Source organism: Sneathiella sp., from assembly GCF_002694385.1.
Lineage (GTDB): Bacteria > Pseudomonadota > Alphaproteobacteria > Sneathiellales > Sneathiellaceae > Sneathiella.
In genome coordinates, this window is the sequence record NZ_NZMB01000016.1 from 19,038 (window position 1) to 33,489 (window position 14,452).

The window sequence follows — 14,452 nt, forward strand, 5'->3', positions numbered from 1 at the left end:
GGATATGTCCATCGCCGACCATACGGACCAGTATTTCAACAAGACCAAGCGCGTCATCGGGCAGTTCGGCAATAAGACCGTGACCTATGCCGTGTTCATGCGCCGGCCGGTGATTTTCTGCCCGCGCATCATGTTCGACTGGCTGAATGAAATCGCCGCGCTGCGCGGGGTGACATTCAATATCGAACCCTGCTTTGCCGAAGGCGACTGGGTTGGCGCCGGGGAACCGCTTGTCTATATCACCGGCAGCTTCTTCGATCTGGTTGATCTGGAAACGCTGTATTTGCAAAAGCTGGGGGCGGCCTGCGTCGCTGCCTATAACGCCTATACCATGTGCAGCCATTTGCCGGGCACCAGCTTCCTCGCCATGGATGCGCGGCACTGTGCGGGCAGTGAGATGGCCGACATGATGGCCTATGCCGCCTCCGTCGGCAGCCGCGCGGCGCGGCGCGATCTTGGCGCAGTCGGCTTCATCGGCAACGCCAATAACGCCACGGCGCATTATTTCGACATCGACAAGGGGCTCGGCACCATGCCGCACGCCCTCATTGGCTATGCGGGCAGCACGGTGCGCGCCGCCGAAATGTTCCATGAAAGCTTCCCCGATGATCCGCTGACCGTCCTTGTCGATTATTACGGCAAGGAAATCACCGATGCGCTGGCGGCCTGCGATCGTTTCCCTGACATGGCGGATGCGGGGATGCTGTCCGTGCGCCTTGATACCCACGGCGGACGCTTTATCGAGGGGCTGGACCCGGCCACCTCCTACGCGGTGCTGGAACGGCATATGCCGCGCGGCATCCGTCAATACCGGTCCGAGCAGGAGCTGAAATGGCTGGTCGGCACCGGTGTTTCCGCCGCCGCCATCTATTCCATGCGCGAAAAGCTGGACGAGGCCGGATACCGCAAGGTGAAGATCGTCGCCTCCTCAGGTTTCTCGCCGGAGAAATGCCGCATCATGGGCAATATGAAGGCCCCCATCGACGTGGTCGGCACCGGCAGCTTCCTGCCGGAAATCTGGCAGGAAACCTATGCGACGGCAGATATCATCTCCTATGATGGCGCTCCGACAGTCAAGGTCGGCCGCGAATTCCTGCTGCGCAAGAGCAGCGGCGTCGCCTGAAGAAAACCGCAAAGACGGTTTAAAATCGCGGCAATCCCCGTTAATAATGAAGGACGACTGACGGGGATCGCCTGTTGCGGAAAGGACGACCATGTACACGGCCATAAAAAACTCCTGGGCGTTGCTGCTCGGGCTCGGCTTCCTGATGCTGGGCAATGGCCTGCAGGGCAGCCTTGTGGGGATCCGCGCCTCCCTGGAAGGTTTTCCGACCGCTGTCACCGGCCTTGTCATGTCCGGATATTACGCGGGCTTTCTGGTCGGCTCCCTGATTACGCCGAAAATTCTCGCCAATGTCGGCCATGTGCGGGTGTTCGCCGCGCTTGCCTCGCTCGCCTCTTCGGCGGCGCTGCTTTATGCGGTGTTTGTTGATCCTTTCGTCTGGGGCGTCATGCGGTTGCTGACCGGCTTCTCCTTCGCCGGTCTCTATATTGTCTGCGAAAGCTGGCTCAATGACGCGGCAACGAATGAGACGCGCGGCCAGCTTCTTTCCGTCTATATGATCATCATGATGGGCGGCATGGCCGTCGGACAGCTCTTCCTCAATATGGCCGACCCGGCGGGATATACGCTGTTTATCTTTATCTCGGTGCTGGTCTCCATTGCTCTTATTCCCATGGCGCTGACGGCCAGTTCCGCGCCTAATTTTCAATCCAGCACCCGCCTCAAGCTGAAGGAGCTCTATAACATCTCGCCGCTTGGCGTGATCGGCATGTTTGCGCAGGGCATCACGGGCGGCGCCTTTTACGGCATGGCGGCGGTCTATGGCGGTAATATCGGCCTTTCCGTGGCGCAGATTTCCATCTTTATCAGCGTCATGATCCTGGGTGGGGTGCTGCTGCAATGGCCCATCGGGCGGCTGTCGGACCGTTTTGACCGGCGTATGGTGCTGATGATCACGACAATGCTGAGCGGCTTCGCCGCGCTGCTCGCCCTCTATGGTGGGGAGACGCAGAATTTTGTCCTGTTTCTCGCAGCGGCGGCGCTGTTCGGCGGCTTTTCCGTGCCGCTTTATTCCCTCTGCATCGCCCATACGAATGACCATCTCGACAGCTCGAAAATGGTGGCGGCGTCGAGCGGCCTGATCATGATGAACGGGGTCGGCGCCATCTTCGGCCCGATCATTGTCGGTCCGATGATGGGCATTCTCGGCAGCGCCTTCTTCTTCGGCTGGATCGCCTTTGGCCATATCGCCATCGGGCTGTTCGCCATCTACCGTATGAGCCGCGCGCCAAGTTCCCCCGCCGATACCCAGAGCGCCTTCGTCGCCATGCCGGTGCGCAACGCCAGCATGGTCGCCGTCCTGCATCCGGAGATCGAGGAATGGGCGGAAGAGGCGGAAGAAGAAGCCCAAAACCAAGGGGAAACAGAGGATGAAATCCCAGAAATTCTCGATGATGGGCCGGCGCTTGGCGACAGCAATCCCTAATGGCCCGGTAAATCGTGCATTTTTCCCGTGAAATGATGCGGCAGATGCTTGCTGCCGGGCGCAAGGCGGGGTAGATATCCTTCATGACTGATCATTTGAAAATCGCGCTGGCGCAGGCCAACCCGACCCTTGGCAATATCGCCGGGAATGTGGCGCTCGCCCGCAGCTTTCGCGAGGAGGCGGAAGCCCTCGGCGCGGATATCATCGTCTATCCGGAACTGTTTCTGACCGGCTACCCGCCGGAGGATCTGGTCATGAAAGGCGCCTTTCAGCGGTCCGTTGCGCGCGCCATTGACGAACTTGCCGAGCTGACGCTGGACGGAGGCCCGGCCATGCTGATGACGGCCCCGGTGGTGGAGGCGGGCAAGCTTTATAACGCCGCATTGCTGCTAGAGGCGGGCAAGATCACCGCGACCCGCTACAAGGCAAAGCTGCCCAATTACGGCGTGTTCGATGAAATCCGGGTTTTTGAGCCGGGTCCGCTGCCGGGGCCGATGGCCTTTCGCGGTGTGCGCCTTGGCGTCATGATCTGCGAGGATATGTGGTTTCCGGACGTTGCCGAATGCCTGATGGAGACGGGGGCGGAAATGCTGATCGTGCCGAACGGCAGCCCCTATGATCATATGAAATCCGATATCCGTCTCAACCATGCGGTGCAGCGGGTGACGGAAACGGGACTGCCGCTCATCTATCTCAACCAGATCGGCGGTCAGGACGAGCTGGTGTTTGATGGCGCGTCTTTCGTAATGAATGCCGACCGGTCGCTGAAAGTACAGATGGCAAGCTGGAAGGAAAGCCTCATCGTCACCGACTGGCGGCGTCAGGCAGACGGCGGCTGGGCCTGCGAGACAGAGGAAATTGTTGATCCCGGCAACGCAATGGCGCGCATCTATCACGCCATGGTGCTGGGGCTGAAGGATTATGTGGAGAAGAACCGCTTTCCGGGCGTTGTCCTCGGCCTGTCGGGGGGTATCGACAGCGCACTGAGCGCCGCCGTCGCGGTCGATGCGCTCGGCGCGGATCGGGTGCATTGCGTCATGATGCCGTCGAAATATACCTCAACCGAGAGCCTGGATGACGCGGCGGAATGCGCCAGACTGCTCGGCACACGGCTCGACACAATTTCCATTGTCCCCGGCGTTGATGCGTTCGAGACGATGCTGAAAGACGCCTTCGCGGGGCAGGAGCCGGATATCACGGAAGAAAATATCCAGTCGCGCCTGCGCGGCGTGACGCTGATGGCGCTGTCCAACAAATTCGGCAAGATGGTGCTGACCACCGGTAACAAATCGGAAATGTCGGTTGGCTATGCAACGCTTTACGGCGATATGTGCGGCGGATATTCGGTGCTGAAAGATGTTTACAAGACAACTTGTTTTAAACTGTCTGAGTGGCGCAACAAGAATCACAGCCCGTTGTTCAAGGGACCGGACGGACCCGTGATGCCGGAGAATGTCATCGTCAAGCCGCCGACGGCGGAACTGCGCGATAACCAGAAGGATGAGGACAGCCTGCCGCCCTATGACATTCTGGACGGCATCCTCCGCGGTCTGGTGGAGGAGGAGAAATCCGTCAGCGAACTGATTGCGGAAGGGTATGATCCGGCAACGGTCAGCCGCGTGCAGAACCTTCTTTATATCGCCGAGTACAAGCGTCGTCAGGCGCCGCCCGGCGTCAAGATATCGACCCGCAGCTTCGGCCGCGACCGGCGCTATCCCATCACCAACGGCTTCCGGGACAAAAGATGACGACAAAATTCCGCTTTGCCCCGAGCCCGACCGGATATCTGCATGTCGGCAATGCCCGCCTCGCGCTGATCAACTGGCTGATGGCGAAAAAATCGGGCGGGGAGATGATCCTGCGCCTTGATGATACGGATACGGAACGCTCCACCGCTGAATATGCCTCGGCGATCGAGGAGGATTTGCGCTGGCTCGGCCTTATCTGGTCGGAGCTGAAACGCCAGTCGGACAGGAGTGCGGCCTATGAAGCGGCTTTTCAGACGCTAAAAGAGGCGGGGCGACTCTATCCCTGCTACGAGACGGCGGAGGAGCTGGAATACTGCCGCAAGCGTCAGCTCGCCCGCAAGCAGCCGCCCATCTATGACCGCGCCGCGCTCAAACTGACCGAGGCGGAGAAAGCGGCGTTTGAAGTCGAGGGACGCAAGCCTCACTGGCGCTTCCTGCTCGATCAAAGTCCCATCCGCTGGGAGGATCTCGTGCGCGGTCCCGTCGAGGTGGATGGCGCCAGCATGTCGGACCCGGTTCTCATTCGTTCCGACGGGCGGCCGCTCTACCATCTGCCGTCCGTTATTGATGATATCGACTTTGGCATCACCCATGTCATCCGCGGGGAGGATCATGTCAGCAATACCGCGCTGCATATCCAGATTTTCGCGGCGATGGGGGCAAGCGTGCCCGCCTTTGGTCATATCCCGCTTCTGACCGGGCCGGACGGCGGACCACTTTCCAAGCGGGAGGGCAGCGCAAGCCTGCGCGAAATGCGGGAAAATGGTATCGAGGCGATGGCGCTGGTGAGCCTGCTGGCCCGGCTTGGCACGTCCGATAATGTGGAGATTTGCCATACTCTGGAGGAGATCACCGCCGGGTTCGATATCAGCCACTTCAGCCGTGCGGCGGCGAAGTTCGATCCCAATGAGCTGGCCAATCTCAACGCCAAGCTGCTGCATGGCCTTGACTGGGCAGAGGTGAAGGATCGCCTCGACCTGCCGGGCGCGGGGGAGGATTTCTGGCTCGCCGTGCGCGGCAACCTCACAACGCTGGCCGATGCCAAAAGCTGGTGGCAGGTGGTGACGGGGCCCATCGAGCCGGTGATCGAGGATGCCGATTTCCTTAAAACTGCGGCGACGCTACTGCCCGAGGGGGACATCACAGCGGAAAGCTGGAAAATCTGGACGGCCGCGGTGAAGGAGAAAACCGGCGCGAAAGGCAAATTGCTGTTCCTGCCGCTTCGCCTCGCGCTCACCGGACAGCCGCACGGACCGGAGATGAACAATCTGTTGCCCCTGATCGGACGGGACCATATACTCGCGCGCCTGAATGGAAAGACCGCGTAAGTCCCGGAGAGCATCGTGACGCTTTATCTTTACAATACCGCCCATCGGAAAAAGGAAGAATTCGTGCCCATGGTTCCGGGCAAGGTCGGGATGTATGTCTGCGGGCCGACCGTTTATGACTTTGCCCATATTGGCAATGCGCGGCCGGTAGTGGTGTTCGATGTGCTGGCCCGGCTGCTGCGCCATCTTGGCTATGATCTCACCTATGTGCGCAACATCACCGATGTGGAAGACAAGATTATCGAGGCGGCGGCAAGGAACGGGGAGAGCATCGAGGCGCTGACCACCCGCACGACCGAGGCCTATCATGAGGATATGGCGGCGCTGAACGCCCTGCCGCCGGATCTGGAGCCGCGCGCGACACAGCATATCGACGGCATGATCAGGATGATCGCCAAGCTGATCGAGAAGGGCCACGCCTATGAGGCAGAGGGCCATGTGCTGTTCGATGTCACCAGCATGGCCGACTATGGCAAACTGTCGGGCCGCAATCGTGAAGAGATGATTGAAGGCGCGCGGGTGGAAGTCGCGCCGTATAAAAAAGACCCGGCGGATTTCGTTCTCTGGAAGCCTTCTACCTCCGACATGCCGGGATGGGACAGCCCGTTCGGGCGCGGACGACCGGGCTGGCATATTGAATGCTCGGTCATGAGCGAGGCGACGCTCGGTGTTACGTTTGATATCCATGGCGGCGGGCGCGATTTGATCTTCCCGCATCATGAGAATGAAGTCGCGCAAAGCTGCTGCGCCCATGACGGTGCGCCCTTCGCCCGCTACTGGGTGCATAACGGATTTCTGATGGTGAATGGCAAGAAAATGTCCAAATCTCTCGGTAATTTCCGCACCGTGCAGGATGTGCTTATGGATGCTACAGGAGAAGCGGTCCGCCTATGTATGCTGAAGACTCATTATCGAAAGCCTTTGAATTGGACCGACTATGGGCTAGATCAAGCTAGTACTGAAATAAGTAAGCTCTATGTCATTCTCAAAGACTTTGATCAAGTTGATAAGGGACCACTTAAACCAAACCCCGATGTTGTCAGGGCACTATGTAATGATCTCGATACACATGCCGCTTTTCTCAAGATACAGGATTTAGGAAAACAGTTACGGCATGAAACGAATAAAGCTGAGCAATCTCGAATAAAAGGACAACTAATTGCTAGTGGTCAGCTTATGGGACTATTGGAACAAACATGGCAAGATTACTTTCAAAAACGCGATACATTGAGACTTTATGAGAATGCTTGGGAGGTACGTATTAGCGATGAAGAGTTCACGATCAAACCAATTCCTGAACCATCAATCCAAAATTTGATTGAACAACGTAATAAAGCGAAAGCCGAAAAGAATTATCCTAAGGCGGATGAAATCCGCGATCAACTGAAGTCGCACGGTATTTTGCTAGAAGACGGACCGGGCGGCACCACATGGAAGAGAGCATAATGGCACGCGAGAGACTTTATCTGTTTGACACGACGCTGCGCGACGGAGCGCAGACGCAAGGGGTGGACTTCAGTGTCGAGGATAAGGCGAATATTGCGCGCGCGCTGGATACGCTCGGCATTGATTATATCGAGGGTGGCTGGCCCGGCGCCAATCCCGGCGACACCGCATTTTTCGCGGACCCGCCGAAGCTGAAACGCGCCACACTGACGGCCTTCGGCATGACCCGGCGGCCGGGGCGCAGCGTCTCCAACGATCCGGGCCTCAGCGAAATTCTGGACGCAAAAACCCCCGCCGTCTGTATCGTCGGCAAAAGCTCGGCCTTTCAGGTCGATGTCGCGCTCGGTATCCCGCTTGAAGAAAATATCGAGCTGATCAGCGACAGCATTGCGGAGATTGTCCGGCAGGGGCGGGAGGCGATGTATGACGCGGAGCATTTCTTCGACGGCTACAAATCCAACCCGGAATTCACGCTCAAATGTCTTATGGCGGCCTATGAGGCGGGCGCGCGCTGGGTGGTGCTGTGCGACACCAACGGCGGCACGCTGCCCGATGAGGTGGAACGCATCGTCAGTGAGATAGTGCAGCATATCCCGGGGGATCATCTCGGCATCCATACCCATAACGATACGGAAAATGCCGTCGCCAATACGCTGATGGCGGTCAAGGCGGGCGTGCGGCAGGTGCAGGGAACGCTCAACGGTCTTGGGGAGCGCTGCGGCAATGCCAACATCATTTCGCTGATCCCGTCGCTGGTGCTGAAGGAGCCCTTCAAATCCATCGTGGAGACAGGCATCACGGAGGAGAATCTGAAGCATCTGACGCCAGTCTCCCGTCTGCTCGATGAAATCCTTAACCGCGCGCCGAACCGGCATCAGCCCTATGTCGGCTCCTCCGCCTTCGCGCACAAGGGCGGACTGCATGTCTCGGCAGTCGAAAAAGACCCGCGCACCTATGAGCATGTGCCGCCGGAAGTGGTCGGCAATCAGCGGCATCTGCCGGTCTCCAACCAGGCCGGACGCTCCAACATCATCGCGCAGCTCCGCGATTTCGGCCTGGATATCGACCCGAAGGATCCGAAGGTCGACCGCCTGCTGGAAGAGGTAAAAGAGCGCGAGTTCGACGGCTTTTCCTACGACAGCGCTCTTGCGAGTTTCGAGCTGATGGCGCGCCGCCGTCTCGGTCAGCTGCCGAAATATTTCAATGTGGAAAGCTTCCGTGTGCAGGTGGAGCGGCGCTATAACGCCAAGGGTGAGCTGCTGACCATTTCCGACGCCGTCGTCAAGATGCAGATCGGCGGGGAGCGGATCATGTCCGTGGGCGAGGGGAACGGCCCCGTCAACGCCCTTGACAGTGCCCTGCGCAAGGATCTTGGCAAATATTCAAGCTATATCGACGGGCTGAAGCTCGCCGATTTCAAGGTGCGGATCCTCTCTTCGGGCACCGAAGCCGTGACCCGCGTCCTGATCGAGAGTATTGACGAGACCAATCACCGCTGGTTCACAGTCGGCGTTTCGCCGAATATCGTAGATGCCTCTTTCGCCGCGCTGATCGACAGCATCACCTATAAGCTGTATCGCGCCGGCGCACCGGCCAGCGGCAAATAATCCCGTCTATGGCAGGAGGGGAAGAAACGCCGCAACCGGCGATTATCCTTATCGAGCCGCAGCTCGGCGAGAATATCGGCGCGGCGGCACGCGCCATGCTGAATTTCGGCCTGACCGATATGCGGCTGGTGGCACCGCGCGACGGCTGGCCCAACGAACGGGCCATCGCCATGGCGTCCCGCGCTGATCGGGTGCTCGATAATGTCCGGCTGTATGAGACGACAGAGGCGGCCATCGCCGATCTCAACTATCTCTACGCCACCACGGCGCGCACCCGCGATGTCATCAAGGAAGTGGCGACGCCGCACGCAGCGGCGGCGGCCCTCCGCCGGGCCGATGGGGAAGGGGTACGCTGCGGCATCCTGTTCGGCAAGGAAAGCGTCGGTCTTTCCAAGGCCGATGTGGCGCTGGCCGACAGTATTATCTCGGTGCCGCTTAATCCGGATTTCTCCTCCATCAATCTGGCGCAGGCTGTGCTGCTCGTCGCCTATGAGTATTTTCAGGCAGGCGATGCGACGCCGCCCGTCCGCATTCATCAGGAACAACGACGCGCCAACAAGGAAGAACTGACCCATCTGTTCGAGCGCATCGAGACGGAGCTGGAGGCGCGCGGCTATTTCGAGCCCATCCGCCACCGTCGCAAGACACTCTTGCGCAATATGCGGAATATGTTCCAGCGGCTCGGCCTTATGGAGTCGGATGTGCGCGCCTTTCAGGGTATCATCAAGGGGCTTGCCCTGCCACGACGGGAGATCCGCGATGACGACCGCAAAAGGAACGATCCGACATAATGTCGCCAACATTGGCGAAGTAACCCTGCATTATGCCGAAACGGGACCGGAGCAGGGGACGCTTGTCCTGCTGCTGCACGGGTTTCCGGAATTCTGGTATTGCTGGAAAGATATCCTGCCCGGTCTCGGCGAGACATATCACGCCGTCGCGCCCGATATGCGGGGCTATAACCTCTCCGACAAGCCGGACGGGGTGGAGGCCTATCATATCCGCCATCTGATGCAGGATGTGCTCGACCTCGCAGATCATTTCAATGCCAAAAAATTCTATCTTGTCGCCCATGACTGGGGCGCGGCCATCGCCTATGCGGTGGCCATCGCGCACCCCGAGCGGCTGCAGGGCCTTGTGATCCTGAACGGCGCGCATCCCTGGATCTTCGCCGAGTTGCTGAACCGCCACGCAGGGCAGATTGCCAGCAGCCAGTATATTGCCGCCTTTCGTGATCCCGAGGCCGAGGCGAAACTGCTGGCGAATGACAGCGACTGGTTGTTGGACTGGACATTCCGCCCGCATCTGGAACAGGGGCGGATGACGGACGCCGATATTGCCGCCTACCGCGCCGCCTGGGCCGAGCCGGGGGCGATGACGGCGATGCTGAATTATTACCGGGCGACGCCGCTTAACCCGGCGACGGAGGAGACTTTCGGAAAAGGCTCCGGCCTTGATCCGGCGCGCTTTATGGTTCATGTCCCGACCCTTGTCCTCTGGGGAGAGGCGGATGAAGCCCTGCAGGTTGCAAATCTGGAGGGGCTGGAAGATTTCATCCCCGATCTTCGCATTATCCGGCTGCCCGGCATCAGCCACTGGGTCACCCATGAGGCGCCTGAACGCACCCTCACGGAGATAAGCGCCTTCATCAACGCACAGGAAAGCGCAAAAAAGCGCGGGAAGGCTTGACAAGGGAGCGGGAGTTTCTATGATGCGCGCCTTGTGCAGGACTCGTCGGACTGCCTTTTTCCTGATAATTGAACTGGATAAAGTTATGAGCAAACGCATTCAAGCGAAATATAAAATTGACCGCCGCATGGGTGAAAACCTGTGGGGCCGCCCGAAAAGCCCGGTTAACCGCCGCGATTACGGACCCGGCCAGCATGGCCAGGGCCGCCGCGGCAAACTCTCCGACTTCGGTATTCACCTGCGCGCCAAGCAGAAGCTGAAAGGCTATTACGGCAACATCACCGAGAAAGCCTTCCGCCGTCTCTATGAAGAAGCCGTCCGTCTGAAGGGCGATACGTCCGAAAACCTCATCGGCCTGCTGGAACGTCGTCTCGACGCCGTTGTCTACCGCATGAAATTCGTGCCGACCGTTTTCGCGTCCCGCCAGTTCGTCAACCATGGCCATGTTCTGGTCAACGGCCAGAAGGTCAATATCGCTTCCTATATGGTCAAGCCGGGCGATGTGGTTGAAGTCCGTCAGAAATCCAAGCAGCTCGCCCTCGTGCTCGAAGCTGCGGACAGCCCGGAACGGGACGTGCCGGAATATATCGAAGTCGATCACAAGGGCATGAAAGGCACCTTCAAAGCTGTGCCGAAGCTGGCCGATGTACCCTATCCGGTGATGATGGAACCGAACCTGATCGTCGAATATTACTCCCGCTAATCCTCGGGAAACCAATCAAAAAAGCCGGTGGCGAAAGTCCCCGGCTTTTTTATTGCTCTTGCGCAAAAAACCTTAGAGCCCGCCGTCGCGCTTTTCCGCCTCGATGGATTTCTTCACCCTTTGATAATCAAAAATGCCGACAATGAGGGCGAGGGCGGCAAGCGGCAGCAGTGCCCAGCCGAGCAGTTGCAGCCAGTTGTCATCGACAAGCTGCAACAGCGCGACCGACCCCGCCGCCAGCCCCATCGCCGTCTTGATATAGGCCATCAGGGTACGGCGATTGGCTAGCTCTGTCCGATGCACGGCAAGCTTGAAGGTATCTATATTACGCCGCTCCCCGAGCTGCGTCCCGTCCTTGTTATTCATACGACAAAGCTAGCAGCAAAAACCGGCGGGGAGCAAGAACGCTCTACGGTCTCAGGAAATGTCCAGCGGCGGATTGATCAGAACGGCGCTTTCCTCCGCCCCGTTTTCAATCAGCACGCGGGAGCCGTGGATCTTGACCCGCTTTGAGGCCACCAGCCGAAGGGCGAGGGGATAGAGGCGATGCTCCTGCTCCAGTATCCGGGCGGCGAGGGCATCCGGCGTATCGTCCTGCAGGATCGGCACGACGGCCTGCGCGATGATCGGCCCGTCATCCATTTCCGGGCGCACATAATGCACCGTGCAGCCGGTGAAACGGGCGCCGCTTTCAATCGCCCGCTCATGCACATGCAGCCCCTTGAAGGCCGGCAGCAGCGACGGATGGATATTGAGAATACGATCACGCCAGCGGTTGACGAAATCCGCCGTCAGCAGCCGCATGAAACCGGCCAGGCAGATCAGATCGACCTTCACCGTCTCCAGATAACGGTTGATCTCCGCTTCGAATTCCGCCCGGCTTGCAAAATCACGATGGTCGATGACCCGCGTCGCGATGCTGTGTTCGGCCGCGAATTTAAGGCCCGCCGCCTCCGGATTATTGGACAGGACGCTGACAATCTCCGCCGGGAACTCCGGGTCGCTGCAGGCCCGGACCAGCGACTGCATGTTGGAACCGCGGGACGAGATAAAAACCGCTACTTTCAGCTTTGCCACGTTTCTTCCAGCCCTGAAATGATGACCTGCGCCCCCGCATCTTCCCGCGGGACAAGCTCCCCGATGCGATAGACGGTTTCTCCGGCGGCGGAGAGCATGTTCTCCGCTTCCCCCGCGCGCTCGGCCGGGACAACGACGACCATGCCAAGGCCGCAGTTGAAGGTAGTCGCGAGTTCCTTCGGCGTGATATTGCCAATCTCCGCCAGCCATCCGAACAGCGGCGGCAAGGGCCAGCTTGTAGCATCCAGCCGGGCGGCAAGATGCTTTGGCAGGACGCGCGGAATATTCTCATACAGCCCGCCGCCGGTGATATGGGAAAGGGCGATGATATGGCCCGCGCGGATCGCTTCAAGACAGCTTTTCACATAAATGCGGGTCGGTTTGATCAGCGCCTCGCCTAGGGAGATATCAGCATCAAACGGGGCCGGGGCAGCATAATCGAGATTAAAATCGGCAACCAGACGACGGACCAGCGAAAACCCGTTAGAATGCAAGCCGGAGGAGGCGAGGCCGAGCAGGACTTGTCCCGCCGCCAGATTGTCGGCCTTCAGCAGTTGGTCCCGCTCCACCGCGCCAACCGTAAATCCGGCGAGATCGTAATCGCCCTTGGCATACATGCCGGGCATTTCCGCTGTCTCCCCGCCGATCAGGGCACAGCCCGCCTGGCGGCAGCCTTCGGCAATCCCGGCAATGATATCGCGCGCCGCGGCGACATCGAGGCCGCCGGTTGCGAAATAGTCGAGAAACAGCAGCGGTTCCGCCCCCTGGACAACCAGATCATTGACGCACATGGCGACCAGATCAATGCCGACCGTCTCATGGCGATTCATGTCAATGGCGACTTTCAGCTTGGTGCCGACGCCATCGGTAGCGGAAACGAGGAGCGGGTCCGTGAAGCCTGCGGCGCGGGGATCGAAAAGCGCGCCAAAACCGCCAAGATCGGCGTCCGCCCCGGGTCTGCGGGTGGATGCGGCGAGGGGTTTGATAGCTTCGACAAGCGAGTTTCCTGCCACGATGTCGACGCCCGAGTCCTTGTAGCTGTAACTTTTTTTGGAGCTATCGGTATTCATAAGTTATGCTGCATCCGAGATTTGGGGTTATGATCGGGTCAACATACTTTTTTTCCGGTGGTTTGCAATGACGGAAACACAGACAAAAACATTCTTTTCGCGCTTTTCATGGCTGTTTTGCCTCATCCTGGCATTTGCTTGCCTGGCGGGGGCACCACGGGCCGTGCTGGCCGATGAGGATTTCTATGTCGTGCAGGATATTGCCGTCGACGAAACCGCCGCCTCCGCGGCCGAGGCGCGCACAATCGCCGTCGCCAAAGGGCAGGAGCGGGCCTTTGCCGCGCTGCTTCGCCGTCTGGTGCCCGCCAGCCATCATGATCGGCTGCCCGCCCTGTCGGAATCCGACATCACGCCGCTTGTCGCCTCTTTTCAGGTCGCCGATGAGCGCAGCTCAGCCCGGCGCTATCTCGCCGATCTGACGTTTGAATTCAAGCGCGATGATGTCCGCAGCCTGCTGCGGGCCGACCGGCTGCCCTTTTCGGAAGCTGTGGCGCGACCGATTCTCATTCTTCCCGTCTATCAGGAGGACGGCCAGGCCAACCTGTGGGCCTACCCAAACCCGTGGCGTGACGTGTGGGTGGATGTGATCGACTATGGCGTCCGTCCGCAGGCGCCGGATACTCTCCGCGATGACTGGGCGCAACCTTTTGTGCAGCCGGTGCTGGTGCCCGCCGGGGATATCGCCGATATGCGAACCATCGATGGTCAAAAGGCGCTGGCGATGAACCCGTCGGCAATCGATACGCTGAAGCGCAATTATGATGTCTCCGCCGTGCATGTCATCAGTGTCACCCCCCGCAGCGCGCCGGATGGCACGCCGCTTCTTGATGTCAGCCATCAGCGCAGCGACCGGGAAGGTCCGGCAACAATGCGGGTTTTCCGCGGCACGGAAGATCACGAAATGCTGATGCAAAGCGTGGTTTTCAACCTGCTGGGCGAGCTGCAGGAAGAATGGAAAAGCCGCAATGTCCTTGATTTCGGCACCGAGACGACGCTTGCCGTAACAACGAAGATCCGTGATCTGCCGGGCTGGCTGACGCTGCAACGGCAGGTGGAGAGTCTCTCCAACGTCAGCGGCGTGAAAGTCCGCGACCTGTCAGTGGAGGAGGCCTTCTGGAACATCACCTATATCGGCAGCATGGACCAGCTTGTCGCCGCGCTGGATCGGCGAAACCTTGCCCTGGTCGAGCATATGGGCTACTGGACGCTGGACCCGAAGTAAGCCATACAGAACA

The 14,452-nt window shown here is 59.3% G+C and carries 13 protein-coding genes; 10 read left to right on the plus strand and 3 right to left on the minus strand.

Going from position 1 to position 14,452, the window contains the following annotated elements:
* Window positions 1-4: 4 nt before the first annotated feature.
* The 9 genes from CMN55_RS10360 to rpsD all read left to right on the plus strand — a co-directional run bounded on the left by CMN55_RS10360 (window position 5) and on the right by rpsD (window position 11,070).
* Window positions 5-1,123, plus strand: coding sequence for a beta/alpha barrel domain-containing protein (locus tag CMN55_RS10360; protein WP_293949730.1), 1,119 nt, complete (start codon window positions 5-7; stop codon window positions 1,121-1,123).
* Window positions 1,124-1,214: 91 nt separating this feature from the next.
* The gene (locus CMN55_RS10365; RefSeq protein ID WP_293949731.1) at window positions 1,215-2,549 is read left to right on the plus strand and encodes an MFS transporter; all 1,335 of its coding nucleotides are present in this window, start codon (window positions 1,215-1,217) and stop codon (window positions 2,547-2,549) included.
* A gap of 83 nt (window positions 2,550-2,632) precedes the next feature.
* The gene (locus tag CMN55_RS10370) at window positions 2,633-4,297 is read left to right on the plus strand and encodes an NAD+ synthase (RefSeq protein WP_293949732.1); all 1,665 of its coding nucleotides are present in this window, start codon (window positions 2,633-2,635) and stop codon (window positions 4,295-4,297) included.
* Entirely contained in the window at window positions 4,294-5,625 is a 1,332-nt protein-coding gene (gene gltX, locus CMN55_RS10375; protein WP_293949733.1) for a glutamate--tRNA ligase, read from the plus strand. Before CMN55_RS10370 ends, gltX begins: the two co-directional genes overlap by 4 nt.
* Before the next feature lie 15 nt (window positions 5,626-5,640).
* Window positions 5,641-7,071 carry a cysteine--tRNA ligase gene (gene cysS / locus CMN55_RS10380; RefSeq protein ID WP_293949734.1) on the plus strand — a complete coding sequence of 477 codons (1,431 nt, stop codon included), beginning with the start codon at window positions 5,641-5,643 and terminating at the stop codon, window positions 7,069-7,071.
* Entirely contained in the window at window positions 7,071-8,678 is a 1,608-nt protein-coding gene (cimA, locus tag CMN55_RS10385; protein ID WP_293949735.1) for a citramalate synthase, read from the plus strand. Before cysS ends, cimA begins: the two co-directional genes overlap by 1 nt.
* A gap of 8 nt (window positions 8,679-8,686) precedes the next feature.
* A complete protein-coding gene (locus tag CMN55_RS10390; protein WP_293949736.1) occupies window positions 8,687-9,469 on the plus strand; it encodes an RNA methyltransferase in 783 nt (260 codons plus the stop codon).
* Window positions 9,438-10,367, plus strand: a complete 930-nt coding sequence (locus tag CMN55_RS10395; RefSeq protein WP_293949737.1) for an alpha/beta fold hydrolase — start codon at window positions 9,438-9,440, stop codon at window positions 10,365-10,367. The genes CMN55_RS10390 and CMN55_RS10395 overlap by 32 nt, the downstream gene beginning before the upstream one ends.
* 85 nt (window positions 10,368-10,452) lie before the next feature.
* Window positions 10,453-11,070: a 30S ribosomal protein S4 gene (gene rpsD, locus CMN55_RS10400; RefSeq protein WP_293949738.1), complete on the plus strand. Its 618-nt coding sequence runs from the start codon at window positions 10,453-10,455 to the stop codon at window positions 11,068-11,070.
* Window positions 11,071-11,142: 72 nt separating this feature from the next.
* Here the strand turns inward: rpsD and CMN55_RS10405 are convergent, their stop codons facing one another.
* From CMN55_RS10405 to purM, 3 genes are read right to left on the minus strand one after another with little or no spacing between them, the layout of a single operon-like run.
* Window positions 11,143-11,436: a DUF202 domain-containing protein gene (locus CMN55_RS10405; RefSeq protein WP_293949739.1), complete on the minus strand. Its 294-nt coding sequence runs from the start codon at window positions 11,434-11,436 to the stop codon at window positions 11,143-11,145.
* Window positions 11,437-11,487: 51 nt separating this feature from the next.
* Window positions 11,488-12,147: a phosphoribosylglycinamide formyltransferase gene (gene purN, locus CMN55_RS10410; RefSeq protein WP_293949740.1), complete on the minus strand. Its 660-nt coding sequence runs from the start codon at window positions 12,145-12,147 to the stop codon at window positions 11,488-11,490.
* Window positions 12,135-13,217, minus strand: a complete 1,083-nt coding sequence (gene purM, locus CMN55_RS10415) for a phosphoribosylformylglycinamidine cyclo-ligase (protein ID WP_293949741.1) — start codon at window positions 13,215-13,217, stop codon at window positions 12,135-12,137. Before purM ends, purN begins: the two co-directional genes overlap by 13 nt.
* Window positions 13,218-13,284: 67 nt before the next feature.
* Between purM and CMN55_RS10420 the strand changes: the two genes are divergently transcribed.
* On the plus strand, window positions 13,285-14,439 hold the full coding sequence (locus CMN55_RS10420) for a DUF2066 domain-containing protein (RefSeq protein ID WP_293949742.1): 1,155 nt from the start codon (window positions 13,285-13,287) through the stop codon (window positions 14,437-14,439).
* The last annotated feature ends 13 nt before the right edge of the window (window positions 14,440-14,452 follow it).

What these genes read in the sequence shown, in the direction of transcription:
- CMN55_RS10370 (WP_293949732.1), top strand. Translation starts at nt 2,633, where the DNA reads ATGACTGATCATTTGAAAATCGCGCTGGCGCAGGCCAACCCGACCCTT.
- CMN55_RS10420 (WP_293949742.1), top strand. Translation starts at nt 13,285, where the DNA reads ATGACGGAAACACAGACAAAAACATTCTTTTCGCGCTTTTCATGGCTG.
- CMN55_RS10395 (WP_293949737.1), top strand. Translation starts at nt 9,438, where the DNA reads ATGACGACCGCAAAAGGAACGATCCGACATAATGTCGCCAACATTGGC.
- CMN55_RS10365 (WP_293949731.1), top strand. Translation starts at nt 1,215, where the DNA reads ATGTACACGGCCATAAAAAACTCCTGGGCGTTGCTGCTCGGGCTCGGC.
- gltX (WP_293949733.1), top strand. Translation starts at nt 4,294, where the DNA reads ATGACGACAAAATTCCGCTTTGCCCCGAGCCCGACCGGATATCTGCAT.
- CMN55_RS10405 (WP_293949739.1), bottom strand. Translation starts at nt 11,436, where the DNA reads ATGAATAACAAGGACGGGACGCAGCTCGGGGAGCGGCGTAATATAGAT.
- rpsD (WP_293949738.1), top strand. Translation starts at nt 10,453, where the DNA reads ATGAGCAAACGCATTCAAGCGAAATATAAAATTGACCGCCGCATGGGT.
- purM (WP_293949741.1), bottom strand. Translation starts at nt 13,217, where the DNA reads ATGAATACCGATAGCTCCAAAAAAAGTTACAGCTACAAGGACTCGGGC.
- CMN55_RS10390 (WP_293949736.1), top strand. Translation starts at nt 8,687, where the DNA reads ATGGCAGGAGGGGAAGAAACGCCGCAACCGGCGATTATCCTTATCGAG.
- cimA (WP_293949735.1), top strand. Translation starts at nt 7,071, where the DNA reads ATGGCACGCGAGAGACTTTATCTGTTTGACACGACGCTGCGCGACGGA.
- CMN55_RS10360 (WP_293949730.1), top strand. Translation starts at nt 5, where the DNA reads ATGTCCATCGCCGACCATACGGACCAGTATTTCAACAAGACCAAGCGC.